The organism is Pelomonas sp. Root1444 (assembly GCF_001426885.1).
Classification (GTDB): domain Bacteria; phylum Pseudomonadota; class Gammaproteobacteria; order Burkholderiales; family Burkholderiaceae_C; genus Pelomonas.
The window spans coordinates 160,992-174,752 of record NZ_LMFP01000033.1 but is presented as its reverse complement, the minus strand read 5'-3'; the positions used below and the strand labels follow the sequence as shown (position 1 = coordinate 174,752).

Sequence of the window (13,761 nt, the reverse complement as noted above, 5' to 3'; positions counted from 1 at the left end):
GGGGACTTTCTCATGGCTCCATTCTCTAGAGTTGGAGCCTCTGCGAAATCCGGGGCGGTTCAGTGCGCCGAGTTGGGGCGGCCACAGACCGAATTCATAGAAGCGTGCCGATGGCATTTCGACCACTATTCCCACTTTCTTGGGCGCAGCAGGCACTTCACAAGCTATGCCGCGTACGTGGCTGCCCGTGGCGGACCGCCGAGGGTGCCTGGGGCTCGGCGATGAGCTTCAACCTTTTGCTGCAGCGGACGGCTTTGCCGCCCGCTGAGCGCGCACGTTTAGGCATTTCATGGGCGGACCACGAATAGGCAAAATTCTATGAAGCGTTCGGCTTGGCTCGGGGTTGTAGTTGGCTGGCTGGTGCAACTTGGGCTGAAGACTTTTCTTCCTGTAGTCGTGCTTGTTGCAATGCGATTTTTGTCGCTTTCTAGTGGCGACAAGGTTGAGTGGGTCGAGCATCCAGATAACACCAGTCATTGGGCTTGGTATGTCATCCAAGGGTCGGTATTTCTCGGTTCAATACTTGCCGGCATGCTTGCCGGCTATCTTTCGCCGCGCCGTTCCATGGTCGTACCGATCCTTCTTGCAGTCCTCAGCTTGCTCGCCACGGCATTCGAGCAGTTCCCTCGACCGTGGTCACCGCTAGTGGCGGGCATTTGGGCCGGCGGCCCGTGCCTGGGGTTGCTTATCGGATATCTTGTTTCCCATGTGTACGGACGCGAAGATGCCTAACCTTTCGCTGCAGCGGACGGCTTCGCCGCCCGCTGAACTCCGACGTTAAAGCTCACTATGGACGCTGCGACCGAGGCTGCGCACCGCGTCGTTGAACGGCTCCGCGCGGCGTTCCCAGAGGACGCAGCTCGCGCGGACAGGCGCGTCGCCGACCAGGGTTTCGATGCAGGTGATGCCCCGTATTCTTGGGTAGAGCACTTTTCGCAGTTCACCACGGACGCGATCAAGGGCAAAGACTTTGTCACGGCGGAAAAGCACTTGCGCGAGGTCTCCGCGATTTTGGCGGGTGGCAATGAAGAGATCGCTCGTTGCATCGATGTGGCTTACGTCGAGTCTTTGATGTGGGATATCCGAGATGAGAAGCGCAAGGCGGAAGGTTGGCGGCTAGTGCCCCATAACTTGCGCGGGCTGTACGTCGCCATGTGGGGCGAGAGGTCGTTCATGAAGGGACGACCGTGAGCCATAGGGAGGAGTTTTACAGTGGCCGCGTGCGCGTTAACAGGCCGCTGCAACCGATCGCCTTCGGCGTCGGCTGAGCGGCGGCGTCAAGACGCCGTCGCTGCAGTCAGCGCTCGAATTCCAGAATCAGCGGTTCCTTTCCAGGCACGGTGAGTTGATCACCGAGCGTCTGCGTCTTGCCATTCAATACATCGCGGGCGCGCTGTCCGGCTGACACGCGTTCAGCAAAGCGTGCCAATGGCAGCACGACCGTCTGGGGGTTCTTGTTCAACACCCCCATGACGGTGCGCCCGGCGTCAAAGCGGAAGAACACATAGACACCGTCCAGCGGCGCGTACTGCATCAGCGCGCCGTCGTGGATGACGCCCGCGCCCTTGCGCCAGTTGAACAACCGTCGCGTCCAGTCCAGCATGTCGCGCTGCTCGGGGCTGAGGCCGGCGCCGGTGAAGGCGTTGGCCTTGTCGCCCGGCCAGCCGCCCGGCATGTCGGCGCGCACCCGGCCGTCGTCGCGTTCCACGGGGCTTTCCATCAGCAGCTCGGTGCCGTAGAAGACCTGTGGGATGCGGCGCGTGGTGGCGATGTAGGCCAGGGCCATCTTGGTCAGGCCCACGTCGCGTTGGAGCAGCGAGAACAGCCGCGGCGTGTCGTGGTTGCCGTCGAACAGCACGAGGTTGGCCGGGGCTGGGTAGACGAAGTCGTGCGCCAGGCCCTCGTAGAGGCGGTTCAGCCCGGTGAAGGCGCCGTCGTTCTCGGTCAGCGCGGCCAGCAGGGCGGAGTTCATGGGGAAGTCCATCATGCTGGGCGTGTGCGACACATAGCCGTCGTGGTTCTTCTTGCCGCGCTGCCAGTAGGCCACGACGGCCGGGTGCGGGCTCCATTCCTCGCCGACGATGTTGAGCCGCGGGTACTCCTGCATGACGCGGGCGGACCAGCGCGTGAGGAAATCGCGGTCGGAGTACGAGTAGGTGTCGGTGCGGATGCCCGACAGGCCGTAGCGCTCGATCCACCACAGCGTCATCTGCGTGAGGTAGGTGGCCAGCTCGGGCCGGCGCTGGTTGAGGTCGGGCATGCCGGGCACGAACCAGCCGTCGGTGAAGCGCTGCCGGTCGCTGGGCGAGGCATACGGGTCCTGCAGCGTCATGCGCGCGTGATGCGTCTCGGTGTAGCCCCTCGGCGATTGGTTGACCCAGTCGGGCGCGGGCAGGTCGGCCATCCACCAATGGCCGGCGCCGATGTGGTTGAGCACGATGTCCTGGATGACGCCCAAGCCTTTGGTGCGGGCCTCGGCGACGAAGGCGCCGAAGTCGTCGTTCGTGCCGAAGCGCGGGTCGATGCGATAGAAATCGGTCGCCGCATAGCCGTGGTAGCTGTACTGCTCGCTGTTGTTCTCGACCAGCGGCGTGGGCCACACCTGCGTGAAGCCCAGGCCGGCGATGTGGCCCAGGTGCTGGCGCATGCCGGCCAGGTCGCCGCCGTGGCGGCCGTTGGGGTCGGCGCGGTGGGTGCCTTCCTTCATGCCGGCCTGGCCGAGGTCGGCGCCCTTGGCAAAGCGGTCGGGCACCAGCAGGTAGATCGCGTCCTTCGGCCCGAAGCCTTGGCGCTCGGCGGAGCCGGGCGTGCGGGCCAGCAACGGGTAGCGCAGCGTCGTGCCGCCCACCTGCAGCTGCAGTTCGCCGGGCTGGGCGCCGGGCCCGACGACGAGATCGACGAACAGGTAGTTGGCGCTGGCCGCGCGGTGGCTGCCCTTGAGCGTCACGCCGGGGTAGGGCGCCAGCGTCGGCTTGGCATCGGCGATGCCGGGGGCGTGCAGCATCAGCTGGAGCGAGGTGTCGCGCATGCCGGCCCACCAGTTGGGCGGTTCGACGCGGTGGGTGGGCTCGGCGGCCAGGGTGGGCAGGCTCATCAGAAGGACGGTGGCAAGGGTGAACAGGGCTCTCATCGCGGCTCCAGCCGGTAGACGCGCAGGGACAGCGGCGGCAGCGTCGCGCGGGCGCGGGGCGCGACTGCGTTCTTCGGGTGCAGCGTTCGCGCGGCCGCCGGAAGGTCGATGGTGGCCGGGGTGTCGCCATGGTTGATGGCGACCAGCACACGCTCGCGGCCGTGCACGCGCTGGAAGGTCCAGACCTGGCCGTCGACGCGGTCGGCGTCGTAGCGGCCCAGCGTCAGGGCCGGCGAGGCACGGCGCAGCGCGATCAGCTCGCGGTAGAAGTTGAACAGCGAACCGGTATCACGCGCTTGGGTCTGGGCGTTGTGCCGGCTGCGGTTCAGCGACAGCGGGCGGAAGGGCTTGGCGCTCGTCGTGAAGCCATCCGGGCCTCGGTTGCTGGGCGTCCAGCTCATCGGCGCGCGCAGCGGCGCGTCGTCCTGGGCGTCCTTGCCGTCGATACCGGCCAGGCCGATCTCCTCGCCGTAGTAGACGAACGGCGTGCCCGGCAGCAGCAGGTAGCTGGCAGCCGCCAGCCGGTAGCGGGCCTCGTCGCCGTGCAGCTGGTCCCACAGCCGCTGGCCGGTGAAGATGTCGTGGTTGTGCAGGAAGGTCGCCATCGTCGGCGACATGCTGCGGTAGTAGGCGGCCACGCGCTGCAGCGCCTCGGCGTCGCCCTTGGCGGCCTTGACGATGTCGTAGTTCAGGTTGAAGGCGAAGGCGCCGCTGCACAGGCCCGGCTCGCCGTAGGCGATGGGCTCGGCGGTGGCCTCGCAGACGACGTAGCGGCCGGGGTAGCTTTTGATCAGGTCCTGGAAGCGCTTGGTCAGCACGCGGCTTTCGGGCTGGTCGTTCCAGTCCCTGGCGTTGTTCTCGATGAGGTGGGGCACGGCGTCCAGCCGGTAGCCGTCCAGGCCGCGGTTGAGCCAGAAGCGCAGCGAGTCCTCGTGATAGCGCACGACGTCGGGGTTGCGCAGGTTGAAGTCGGGCATGTGTGGCCCGAAGGTGCCGAAGAAGATGTCCGGCGAGCCGGGCTGGATGGGCGGCAGGTCCTTCCATTCGCCGGTCCAGTCCCACGGCTTCGCGGCGGCGTCGTACCAGGGGTACTTGCCCCAGATGTCCCAGCCGGGGCCGGGGTGGGTGTTCCAGACGAACCAGCTGCGCCACGGGCTGCTGCGGTCCGCCACGGCCTGCTGGAAGGGCGGGAACTGCCAGGACGCGTGGTTGATGACGTAGTCCATGACGATGCCGATGCCGCGCTTGTGGGCCTCGCGGATCAGTTCGTCGAAATCCGCCAGCGTGCCGTACTGCGGCTCGATGTTGCGGTAGTCGGTGGTGGCGTAGCCGTGGTCGTGGTCGGAGCTGGCCGTGACGGGCATCAGCCACAGGCCGCCGATGCCGAGCTTCTTCAGGTAATCCAACCGTCGGATGAGCCCGCGCAGGTCGCCGATGCCGTCGCCGTCGCTGTCCTGGTAGCCGCGCACGAAGACTTCCATGAACACCCCTTGCTGCCAGTGCGCGGGCAGGCCGCTGCTGCGCGGCTCTGCAGGTACCGGCTGGGTGTCGATCTGCGCCTGCGCGCCCAGCGAGGCAAGCCAGGCGAGGCCTGTCAGAAGTTTTTTAGCGTTCATGTATTCAAACTACCTGTCTCCGCCGAAGAGGATAGCCAATACGCGTAGGTGATTGCCACTGTGGTTTGTGTGGATGTAGTTTTGCTACTATTTCTGCACAACGAAGGAGACATCGATGACCTACCGTGTGGCGCCTGCCTTTGCGCTGCTGCTTGGCCTGTTGGTGCTGGCGGGGGCCGCGCGTGCCGGGGTCGACGGATGCGACGCCGACGTGCCGCCGCCCGGCCCAGCGGCGAAGGTGCCGTCGGAGGCTTATTGGCTCGATGCGCGGACGGTGCAATGGCCAGGGCTGAAGCTGCAGGCCGGCGAACGCGTGTGGCTGCACCACGCCAAGGGGGCGGGGCTGCGTGCCGTGCCGGGCGAGGCGGTGGCCGGCGGTGAGGGCGCGGTGGCGCTCGTGCCGAGCGAAGCGGCGTTGCCGGCCCGTTGGCGCTTCATTGGCGACGGGCCACGCTTCGCGGTTGCGGGCGTGGACGTCGCTGCGCTGCTGCGCGAGCAACTGCTGCTGGTGCACGAGGCGGCGGACGGCCGCGTCATCGCGTCGACCGGCTTGCAGCTGCCCGGCGCGCTGGACGATCTCTATGCCGCGGCCGAGCGAGTCGACGACCTCGGCGCGCACCCCTCGCGCAAGCAGACGCGCTTCGCCGTCTGGGCGCCGACGGCGCAGCGGGTGGTGCTGTGTCGGCACGCCGATGCCACCTCGCCCGCCATCGCGGACGCGATGCGCCTCGACGCCGCCACGGGCGTCTGGCGCGCCGAGCTGCCGGGCGACCTGAGCGGGCAGTCCTACCGCTACCTTGTCGACGTGGTCGCGCCCACGCACGGCCGCGTCCGCAACCTCGTCACCGACCCGTACTCGGTCGCGCTGACGGCCGACTCGCAGCGCAGCGTGGTGGCCGACCTGACGTCGCCGGCCCTGAAGCCGAGCGGCTGGGACACGGCACCCCGCGCGCGCCGCGTGAAGGCCGCGACGGACCAGGTGATCTACGAGCTGCACGTGCGCGATTTCTCCATCGGCGACACCACCGTGCGGCCCGCCTGGCGGGGCAAGTACCTGGCCTTCACCGAGGGCGCCTCCAATGGCATGAAGCACCTGAAGGCGCTGGCCAGGGCGGGGCTGACCGACGTGCACCTGCTGCCGGTCTTCGACCTCGCCAGCGTGCCGGAGCGTGGCTGCAAGACGCCCGCGGTGCCGAGCGCGGCGGCCGACAGCGACGCCCAGCAGGCCGCCGTCATGGCCGTCGCGGCGCAGGACTGCTTCAACTGGGGCTACGACCCCTGGCACTTCAATGTGCCGGAGGGCAGCTACGCCAGCGACGCCGACGTCCCGCGGGCGCGCATCGTCGAGTTCCGCCGCATGGTCATGGCCCTGCATGCGGCCGGCCTGCGCGTGGGCATGGACATGGTCTACAACCACATGGCCGCCGCCGGCCAGCATCCGAAGTCGGTGCTGGACCGCCTGGTGCCCGGCTACTACCACCGGCTGGACGCAAAGGGCGAGATCGAGCGCTCCACCTGCTGCGACAACACGGCCACCGAGCACCGCATGATGGCCAAGCTGATGATCGACTCGGCGGCGCTGTGGGTGCGCGAGTACCGGATCGACTCGATGCGCTTCGACCTGATGGGCCACCAGCCGCGCGAGGCGATGGAGCGGCTGCAGGCGCGCGTGAACGCCGCGGCCGGCCGCCCAGTGCAGCTGCTGGGCGAGGGCTGGAACTTCGGCGAGGTGGCCGACGGCGCGCGCTTCGTGCAGGCCTCGCAGCTGTCGCTCAACGGCAGCGGCATCGGTGCCTTCAGCGACCGGGGCCGCGACGCGGCGCGTGGCGGCAGCGCCGGCGAGGGCGGCGACGACAGCGTGCGCCGGCAGGGTTGGCTCAATGGGCTGGCCTATGCGCCCAACGCCTTGGCGGATGCCCAGCCCGAGGCGCTGCTGGCGGCGGCCGACATGATCCGCGTCGGCCTGGCCGGCTCACTGCGCGCTTACGAGCTGACGACCTGGCGCGGCGAGAAGCAGCGCCTGGAGCAGATCGCCTACGGCGACCAGCCGGCCGGTTTCGCCAGCGAGCCCGGCGAGGTGGTCAACTACGTCGAGAACCACGACAACCAGACGCTGTTCGACGTCAACGCGCTGAAGCTGCCGCTGGCCACCAGCCGCGAGGACCGCGCGCGGGTGCAGATGCTGGGCGCGGCGCTGGTCGCCTTCAGCCAGGGCATCGCCTACTTCCATGCCGGCCAGGACATCCTGCGCAGCAAGAGCATGGACCGCAACAGCTACGACTCGGGCGACTGGTTCAACCGGCTGGACTGGACTTACCAGACCAACCACTTCGGCACCGGCCTGCCGCCCAAGCAGGACAACTTCGGCAAGGACGGCCGCGACTGGGCGCTGGCCCGCGAGCGCCTGGCGGACGGCGCCATCGCCCCCGGCCCGGCCGAGATCGCCTGGGCGCGCGACGTGTTCCGCAACCTGCTGAAGATCCGCGCCAGCACGCCGCTGCTGCGCCTGGCCAGCGCGGCCGAGATCCGCAAGCGCGTGAGCTTCCCCGACAGCGGCGCGGGGCAGAACCCGGTGCTGGTCGCCACGCGCATCGACGGCCGCGGGCTGGGCGGCCATCGGGCGCTGATGACGTTGATCAACGTGGCGGCGACGGCCCAGGTGTTGGCGCTGCCGCAGGAAGCAACAGGCAACTGGCGCCTGCACCCGGTGCAGCGCCGGGGCGCCGATGCGCGGGTGAAGCGCGAGGCGCGCTTCCAGGCCGGCCGGTTCGAGGTGCCGGCCCGCAGCGCCGCCGTCTTCGTGCTGGATTAACGCGAATCTTCCGCGCGGAACTTCAAACCGTAGCGCTTAAAAAGGCGCTCCACGCTGCCGTCTGCCAGCAGCGTCTCGTGCGCGTGTTGCAGCCGGGCCTGCTCCGCCTCGGTGATGCCGCTTTGCGCGGCCAGCCAGATGTCGGCGGCCTCCAACGTCAGCCCGGTTTGCAGCAGGGCGGGGTTGCGCCCGCTGCGCCGCCACACGTCGGCGTGCGTCAATTCGCTGCCGTAGAGGGCGTCGACGAGGCCGCGTTCCAGGGCGCGCTGCATGTCGCCGACGCTGGCGGCCTCGTAGATGCGGCCCGGCTGGACGCCTTCCTGCCGGAGCTTGTCCAGGTTGGCCGAGCCGCGCAGGCCGCCGATGCGCAGGCGGCGCGCCTGCTCGACCGTTTCCACCCGAGGCTGGCCGGCCAGCGTGACGAAGGCGAAGCGCTGCGTGTAGAGCTTGACCAGCCACTGGAACCTGGCCTCGCGGTCGGCACTGCGGTTGAGCGGCACGATGAGGGTGCGCGGCCTGGCCGCGGCCACCAGCATCGCGCGGGCCCAGGGGAAGAATTCGGGCTCCGCGGGCAAGGCTGCCAGCCTGAGCATGGCTTCCACCAGGTCCAGCAGCACGCCGCGCTGGCCGGGATCGCCTTGCATGGCCATCGGCGGCAGGTCGCTGGTGACCAGTGCCAGCGGTGCCGCCGGCTGCGCTGACAGCGAGGTGCCCGGTGAGACCAGTGAGGGCAGGGTGAGGAGGGCGGCTCGGCGGTTGGGATGCACCCAGGCATCCTCTCAGCGTCGCTCCAATGCCGCAAGTTCGATGCTGGGGACGGCGCGCAAGGCGTCGCCCGCCCAGGCGGACCGCCGGCATCGGCTTGGCACCCTTGCCAGCCGGCGAAAGCGTGCGAGATGACTCAAGACAGGAGGGAAGCGCAGGACTAAGCTTTGTGACAGGAGACAGACATGAACGACCTGCGCGCCCTCATCGCCGCCCTTGCTCTTGCCGGTGCGGCAGCCGGCCTGACCGGCTGTGCCGTCGAGCCCGTGGCGCCGCCGCGCGCCGACGTGTTCGTCGATGCCGCGTTCAAGCCGCCCCGCGTGCGCATCGACCCGCAGGAGGCGCTGGCGCTCAGCCCCGCGATGCGGCGCTTCGCCGAGAACGAGATGGCCAGCGAGATCCGCCTCAAGGGCCTGCGCGATGGCCTCATCGACGCGCTCTACACCAAAGGCCGGCTGCAGCTGGACTACGACAGCGAGATCACGCGCACAGCGGCCGAGGCCTTCGACGCCAAGCGCGGCAACTGCATGTCGCTGGTGCTGATGACGGCGGCCTTCGCGCGCCACCTCAACCTGCCGGTGCGCTTCAACAGCGTCTACCTGGAGGAGAGCTGGACGCGCTCCAACGGCATCTTCTTCGTCGCCGGCCACGTCAACATCAGCCTGGCGCGCCCGCTGAGCACCAGCTCGCGCACGACGGTCTTCGGCGACCCCGAGCTGCTGACCATCGATTTCCTGCCGCCCGACCAGGTGCGCGGCCACCGCAGCCGGCCCGTCGACGAGTCCACCATCCTCGCGATGTTCCTGAACAACCGCGCCGCCGAGGCGCTGACGCTGGGCCAGGTGGACGACGCCTACTGGTGGGCGCGCGCCGCCATCAACGCGGACTCGCGCTGGCTGGCCGCCTACAACACGCTGGCCGTGCTGTACCGCCGCAAGGGCCTGTACGGCAACTCCGAGTCGACGCTGCGCCTGGTGCTGGAGCGCGAGCCGCTCAATGTGCAGGCCATGTCCAACCTCGTCCTCGTGCTCAGCGACACCGGCCGCCGCGAGGAGGCGCAGCTGTACGCCAACCAGCTGGCGCAGATCCAGCCCGTGCCGCCCTACAAGTTCTTCGACGAGGGCGTGGCGGCGATGAAGGCCGGCGAGTTCGCGGCGGCACGCCAGTTCTTCCGCAAGGAGCTGGCGCGTGCGGCCTACGTGCCCGAGTTCCACTTCTGGCTGGCGCTGGCCAACTACGGCCTGGGCGACGTGTCGGGCGCGCGCGGCGAGATCACCAAGGCGCTGGAGAACAGCGCCACCAGCCGCGACCGCGAGATGTACGGCGCCAAGCTGGCCTGGCTCAACGAGGTGCGCGAGCAGCAGCGGCGCCGGGAGCCGCTGCGCGGCCCGGCGGGATCGTGAAGCGGCGCTAGCCAGCTAGATCGGCGCGAGCCCGTGTCGCGCCCGGGCCCGGGTGCAGGCGTCGTCCCCGATGCCCATCGGCGCGCGCTCGCCGAACTCGCGGCACGGCGACGGCCGCCACTCGTGGATGCCGCAGCTCGCGCGCACACCCACCGTGCTGCTGAATGCGGCGCAGCGTGGCTGCGCATGGTCGGTGCCGCGCAGCCGCATCAGCCGCCCGGTCAGCTCGACGGCCAGCCCGTCGGGCACGCGGCCGCCTTCGCTTTCCAGCTCGCTGCGGTCGAAATCGACGCGAAAGCTCGCGCAGCAGGCGCCGCAGCTCAGGCAGGGGTTGTCACTCATCGCGCCAGTGTAGGCAGCAGCCGAGGCAGCAAGCCCGTCAGCGTCACTTGAAGGGGTTGGCCGTTGCGAACCACAGGCCGATGCCGGTCGCGATGATGAAGGCACCGTCCGTCACGCCGACGGCCAGGAAGTACTTGGTCTGCAGGTCCGGCGCGATCTCCGGCTGGCGCGCGATGCCTTCCAGCAGCTTCATGCTGGCCAGGCCGATGCCGAGGCAGGAGCCGAACGCGGGGATGCCGATCAGCAGGGCGACGGCGAGGGGCAGCGAATCGAAGGCGGGCATGGTGTGGACTCCTTGACGTGTTGATGCCAGGCAGTCTGCAGCGCTGCCCGCCGCGCGTCGATGACCTCGCAGGTCATCGACGCCATGCGGTTTCAGCCTGCCGAGACTTCGATGCGCCGCGGCTGCGCATGCGCCTGCTTGGGAATGCGCAGGTTCAGCACGCCGTCCCTGAGCTGGGCCTCGATGCGCGAGGCGTCGAGCTCGCGGCTCAATGTGAAGGCGCGGCGGTAGCGCGGCAGGCGCACTTCGGCGTAGACGGCCTCCATGCCACCGGGGGTGGCCGCGTCGACGGCGCCCTCGATGTGCAGCGTGTCGCCCTCGACGCGCAGCTCCAGCTGCTCGCGGGCCACGCCGGGCAGGTCGGCCAGCAGCGTGATGCCGGTGTCGTCCTCGCTGACGTCCACGCGCGGCGTCATCGCGCGCTGGTGATCGCCATCACGGTCATCACGGCCATCAGCGCCGGTGCGTGCCGGCGAGCGGCCACGGCCGTTGTCGGTTTGAACTGCATGGGTGCTCATGGTGGGTCCCTCCTGTTTGGATCACTGGATGGTGATGCGGCGCGGCTGGGCGCTGGCCTGGCGGGCCACGCTGATGCGCAGGATGCCGTCGCGGTAGCTCGCCTGCACCTGCGACGCGTCGGCGTCGTCGGGCAGGCTGATGGCGCGCCGGAAGCTGCCGCTGAAGCGCTCGCGGCTGTAGCTGCGGGCGCCCTCGGCCTGTGCTGCTGCGGCGCGTTCGCCGGAGATGCTCAGCACGCCGCGGTCCACGGTCACGTCGAGCTTGGCGGCGTCCAGGCCGGGCGCGAAGGCATAGATCTCCACGCTGGTCGGCGTGTTGCCGACGTTGATGGCCGGGAAGGTGCCGGGTGCCGTCGAGCGGATGCTGGACGGCGCGCCGACGGCGCCGAAATGCTCATCGAACTCGCGGTGCAGGCGGTCGAAGTCCGGGAAGAAGCTGGAAGGTAGGGTCCAGAGTGACGAGTACATGCAAGCCTCCTTTCAATTTCGCGATGCCGGGTTGCCCGGGCATCAACGGCGAATTAGGAGCGGCCTGCAGAGTTTCAAGAGGGGGCTGAAACGACCCGTTTCAGCTTGCCGGCTCGCGCACGACGGTGACCGTGCAATCCGATTCGGCCACCACCTGGCCGGACACGCTGCCCAGGTAGCGGCGCAGTGCCGACGCGCCGCGGGCGCCCATGACGATGTGGTCCACGCCGTTGCGGTGGGCGAAGTCGATGATGGCGTCGGCCGGGTCGGGGGCTTCCAGCACATGGAAGGTCAGCCGGCCATCCGCCAGGTTCAGCGCCTTGCTGATCGGGCGGGCCCAGTGCTTCAGCGCGATCAGCTGCTTCACGTGCAGGCTCTGGCCGTGCTGGTCGGTCAGCTCGTCGATGCCGATGCGGTTGACGCGCATGACGCTGACGCAGGCCAGCCGCGCGCCGGCCTCGGTCTGCACGATGCGGCGCACCGTCTCGCGCAGCTGGGCCAGCAGCTCGGGCGTCGCATGGTCGACGTCCACTGCCGCCATGACGATGGGACTGCGCGCCAGCTGCTCGCCGGCCTGCGGTGCGGGCGGCGCCTCGGCGCCCAGCGCGAAGAACCAGCGCTTCAGGCGCATGACCGCGCCGCTGACCCGCAGCTTCTCGGCCCGCGCGGTCAGCGCGACGCCGCTGGGCTCGCGCAGGTCCAGCGCCAGCTGCGCCGCGCTCTGGTAGCGGCGCTCGGGCTTGACCTCCAGGCAGTGCAGGATGACCTCCTGCAGCCAGCCCGGCAGCTCCGGCCGGATGGCGCGCGGCGGCACCGGCTCGACGAACAGGCGCCGGCGCAGGCCGCGCACCGAGTTCGGCTGGCCGAAGGGGCGCTCGCCGGTGGCCAGGTGGTAGAGCATGACGCCGAGCGCGAACAGGTCGCTGCGCGGGTCGTTGCGCACGAACTGCACCTGCTCCGGGCTCATGTAGGGCCCCGTGCCCATGGGCAGCGTGAACTCCTCCTCCAGCAGGTCGGGCAGATGCTCGTGGCGGCTGAGGCCGAAGTCGACCAGCACGGCGGTGCCGTCGGGCCGGAACATGATGTTGCTGGGCTTGATGTCCAGGTGCACGACGTGCTGGCGGTGCAGGGCCGCCAGCGCGGTGGCGACGCGGGCGCCGATGTCGGCCACCTCCTCGGGCGGCAGCGGCGCGTCGTCCAGGCGCGGGCGCAGCGTGTCCCCGGGGATGCGCTCCATGACGATGAAGGCCTGGCGCGTCCAGTCGCCGCGTGCGATGAAGCGCGGCACGTGGGGGCCGCTCAGTTGCGGCATCAGCATCTGCTCGACCTCGAAGCCGACGATGGTGGCCGGGTCTTCGCCGCCCTTGATGCGCGGCACCTTCATCAGCAGCTCGATGCCGTCATCGGTGCCATCCACGCGGCTGACGCGCCACAGGTTGGCCATGCCGCCCTGGTGCAGCCGCTCCTCCAGCCGGAAGCCGTCCAGCACCTGGCCGGCCTCCAGCGGCGCCGGCGGCGTGGAGGGCGTGGGTGGGTTGGTGGTCATCATTCGCCCAGCGTCAGGCGGCGCGTCAGGCGCTCGACGATGGCGGGCGGCAGCTCGGTGGCGCGCAGTTCCGCGCAGGCGGCGTCGACATCGTAGGCCACGCGCTGGAAGGTGATGCGGGCGTCGTCCAGGTCGGACTTGGCCGGGTCCAGCAGCGCATAGCAGGCGGCCGGGTTGCCGTCGCGCGGCTGGCCGCAGGAGCCCGGGATGGCCAGCCACTGGCGGTGGCCCGGCAAGGGCATGGGCACGCCGGCCACGGGCCGGAAGTCGCCCGCCTTGCCGGTGCCCGACAGGTGGTAGAGCATGGGTTCGTGCATGTGCCCGCAGACCTGGATGCGCGCGTGGCTGGCGTGCAGGCTTTTCACTGCCTCGGCTCGCCCTTGCACGTACTCCCAGCCGTTGGGTTCGTAGGCATTGGCATGCACGAAGAGCACATGGCCCGGCTCGCCATGGGCCTGCAGCGGCAGCCGGGCCAGGAAGCGCAGCTGGTCCTCGTTCAGCCGCGAACGCGTCCAGTCGACCACGGCGCGCGCGTCCGGGTGCATGCCCGGCATGCTGCCTTGGGCCACGGCCTCGTCATGGTTGCCCTGCACGGCGATGGCACCGTCAGCCACGAGGGCCATGACTTGCTCGGCCACCCAAGCGGGGTCGGCGCCGTAGCCGACGAAGTCACCCAGCAGCGCAAAGCGCGTGGCGCCCTGGGCGCGGGCGTGGGCCAGCACGGCCTCGAAGGCCTGTCGGTTGGCATGAATGTCGGTGATGAAGGCCCAGCGCATGGGTCGCAGCTTGCCATGAAGCGCTGACGCCGGGCCGACACGACGCTCGGTCCATCGCATGGCGCCAAGAAAAAGGCCGGCTGCAAGCGGCCGGCCCGTGCT

The 13,761-nt window shown here is 69.4% G+C and carries 13 protein-coding genes; 4 read left to right on the top strand and 9 right to left on the bottom strand.

Features of this window, described 5'->3' with window-relative positions; genetic code table 11:
• Positions 1-318: 318 nt before the first annotated feature.
• Both ASD35_RS27485 and ASD35_RS26275 read left to right on the top strand, forming a co-directional pair.
• Positions 319-732 carry a hypothetical protein gene (locus ASD35_RS27485; protein ID WP_157275785.1) on the top strand — a complete coding sequence of 138 codons (414 nt, stop codon included), beginning with the start codon at positions 319-321 and terminating at the stop codon, positions 730-732.
• Between the two features lie 57 nt (positions 733-789).
• Complete coding sequence (locus ASD35_RS26275; protein ID WP_056877917.1) at positions 790-1,191, top strand: hypothetical protein; 402 nt, start codon at positions 790-792, stop codon at positions 1,189-1,191.
• A 106-nt stretch (positions 1,192-1,297) separates the two neighbouring features.
• On the opposite strand, the gene ASD35_RS26270 is transcribed toward ASD35_RS26275, so the two are convergent.
• Together ASD35_RS26270 and ASD35_RS26265 are read right to left on the bottom strand one after the other, a co-directional pair.
• The gene (locus tag ASD35_RS26270; RefSeq protein WP_235538469.1) at positions 1,298-3,094 is read right to left on the bottom strand and encodes a glycoside hydrolase family 13 protein; all 1,797 of its coding nucleotides are present in this window, start codon (positions 3,092-3,094) and stop codon (positions 1,298-1,300) included.
• A 32-nt stretch (positions 3,095-3,126) separates the two neighbouring features.
• Positions 3,127-4,746, bottom strand: coding sequence for an alpha-amylase family glycosyl hydrolase (locus ASD35_RS26265; protein WP_056877915.1), 1,620 nt, complete (start codon positions 4,744-4,746; stop codon positions 3,127-3,129).
• 115 nt (positions 4,747-4,861) lie between these two features.
• Between ASD35_RS26265 and pulA the strand changes: the two genes are divergently transcribed.
• Complete coding sequence (pulA, locus tag ASD35_RS26260; RefSeq protein WP_056877914.1) at positions 4,862-7,558, top strand: pullulanase-type alpha-1,6-glucosidase; 2,697 nt, start codon at positions 4,862-4,864, stop codon at positions 7,556-7,558.
• On the opposite strand, the gene ASD35_RS26255 is transcribed toward pulA, so the two are convergent.
• Positions 7,555-8,325: an ABC transporter substrate-binding protein gene (locus ASD35_RS26255; RefSeq protein WP_056877913.1), complete on the bottom strand. Its 771-nt coding sequence runs from the start codon at positions 8,323-8,325 to the stop codon at positions 7,555-7,557. The two genes, pulA and ASD35_RS26255, sit on opposite strands and share 4 nt — an antisense overlap.
• A 183-nt stretch (positions 8,326-8,508) precedes the next feature.
• Between ASD35_RS26255 and ASD35_RS26250 the strand changes: the two genes are divergently transcribed.
• Positions 8,509-9,726 carry a transglutaminase domain-containing protein gene (locus ASD35_RS26250; RefSeq protein ID WP_056877912.1) on the top strand — a complete coding sequence of 406 codons (1,218 nt, stop codon included), beginning with the start codon at positions 8,509-8,511 and terminating at the stop codon, positions 9,724-9,726.
• 15 nt (positions 9,727-9,741) lie between these two features.
• On the opposite strand, the gene ASD35_RS26245 is transcribed toward ASD35_RS26250, so the two are convergent.
• The 6 genes from ASD35_RS26245 to ASD35_RS26220 all read right to left on the bottom strand — a co-directional run bounded on the left by ASD35_RS26245 (position 9,742) and on the right by ASD35_RS26220 (position 13,659).
• The gene (locus ASD35_RS26245; protein ID WP_056877911.1) at positions 9,742-10,068 is read right to left on the bottom strand and encodes a YkgJ family cysteine cluster protein; all 327 of its coding nucleotides are present in this window, start codon (positions 10,066-10,068) and stop codon (positions 9,742-9,744) included.
• 43 nt (positions 10,069-10,111) lie between these two features.
• Positions 10,112-10,351 (bottom strand): F0F1 ATP synthase subunit C, encoded by a 240-nt coding sequence (gene atpE, locus ASD35_RS26240; protein ID WP_056877910.1) that lies wholly within the window; start codon positions 10,349-10,351, stop codon positions 10,112-10,114.
• 92 nt (positions 10,352-10,443) lie between these two features.
• Entirely contained in the window at positions 10,444-10,869 is a 426-nt protein-coding gene (locus ASD35_RS26235) for an Hsp20/alpha crystallin family protein (protein WP_082580474.1), read from the bottom strand.
• A 21-nt stretch (positions 10,870-10,890) separates the two neighbouring features.
• Complete coding sequence (locus ASD35_RS26230) at positions 10,891-11,337, bottom strand: Hsp20/alpha crystallin family protein (protein WP_056877908.1); 447 nt, start codon at positions 11,335-11,337, stop codon at positions 10,891-10,893.
• 100 nt (positions 11,338-11,437) lie between these two features.
• Entirely contained in the window at positions 11,438-12,886 is a 1,449-nt protein-coding gene (locus ASD35_RS26225; RefSeq protein WP_056877907.1) for a bifunctional serine/threonine-protein kinase/universal stress protein, read from the bottom strand.
• Positions 12,883-13,659 carry a metallophosphoesterase gene (locus tag ASD35_RS26220; RefSeq protein WP_056877906.1) on the bottom strand — a complete coding sequence of 259 codons (777 nt, stop codon included), beginning with the start codon at positions 13,657-13,659 and terminating at the stop codon, positions 12,883-12,885. The genes ASD35_RS26225 and ASD35_RS26220 overlap by 4 nt, the downstream gene beginning before the upstream one ends.
• Between the last annotated feature and the right edge of the window lie 102 nt (positions 13,660-13,761).

Coding starts and splice junctions, on each gene's coding strand:
- ASD35_RS27485 (WP_157275785.1), top strand. CDS start 319: ATGAAGCGTTCGGCTTGGCTCGGGGTTGTAGTTGGCTGGCTGGTGCAA.
- ASD35_RS26230 (WP_056877908.1), bottom strand. CDS start 11,337: ATGTACTCGTCACTCTGGACCCTACCTTCCAGCTTCTTCCCGGACTTC.
- ASD35_RS26270 (WP_235538469.1), bottom strand. CDS start 3,094: ATGAGCCTGCCCACCCTGGCCGCCGAGCCCACCCACCGCGTCGAACCG.
- ASD35_RS26265 (WP_056877915.1), bottom strand. CDS start 4,746: ATGAACGCTAAAAAACTTCTGACAGGCCTCGCCTGGCTTGCCTCGCTG.
- ASD35_RS26245 (WP_056877911.1), bottom strand. CDS start 10,068: ATGAGTGACAACCCCTGCCTGAGCTGCGGCGCCTGCTGCGCGAGCTTT.
- pulA (WP_056877914.1), top strand. CDS start 4,862: ATGACCTACCGTGTGGCGCCTGCCTTTGCGCTGCTGCTTGGCCTGTTG.
- ASD35_RS26220 (WP_056877906.1), bottom strand. CDS start 13,659: ATGCGCTGGGCCTTCATCACCGACATTCATGCCAACCGACAGGCCTTC.
- ASD35_RS26275 (WP_056877917.1), top strand. CDS start 790: ATGGACGCTGCGACCGAGGCTGCGCACCGCGTCGTTGAACGGCTCCGC.
- ASD35_RS26235 (WP_082580474.1), bottom strand. CDS start 10,869: ATGAGCACCCATGCAGTTCAAACCGACAACGGCCGTGGCCGCTCGCCG.
- atpE (WP_056877910.1), bottom strand. CDS start 10,351: ATGCCCGCCTTCGATTCGCTGCCCCTCGCCGTCGCCCTGCTGATCGGC.
- ASD35_RS26225 (WP_056877907.1), bottom strand. CDS start 12,886: ATGATGACCACCAACCCACCCACGCCCTCCACGCCGCCGGCGCCGCTG.
- ASD35_RS26250 (WP_056877912.1), top strand. CDS start 8,509: ATGAACGACCTGCGCGCCCTCATCGCCGCCCTTGCTCTTGCCGGTGCG.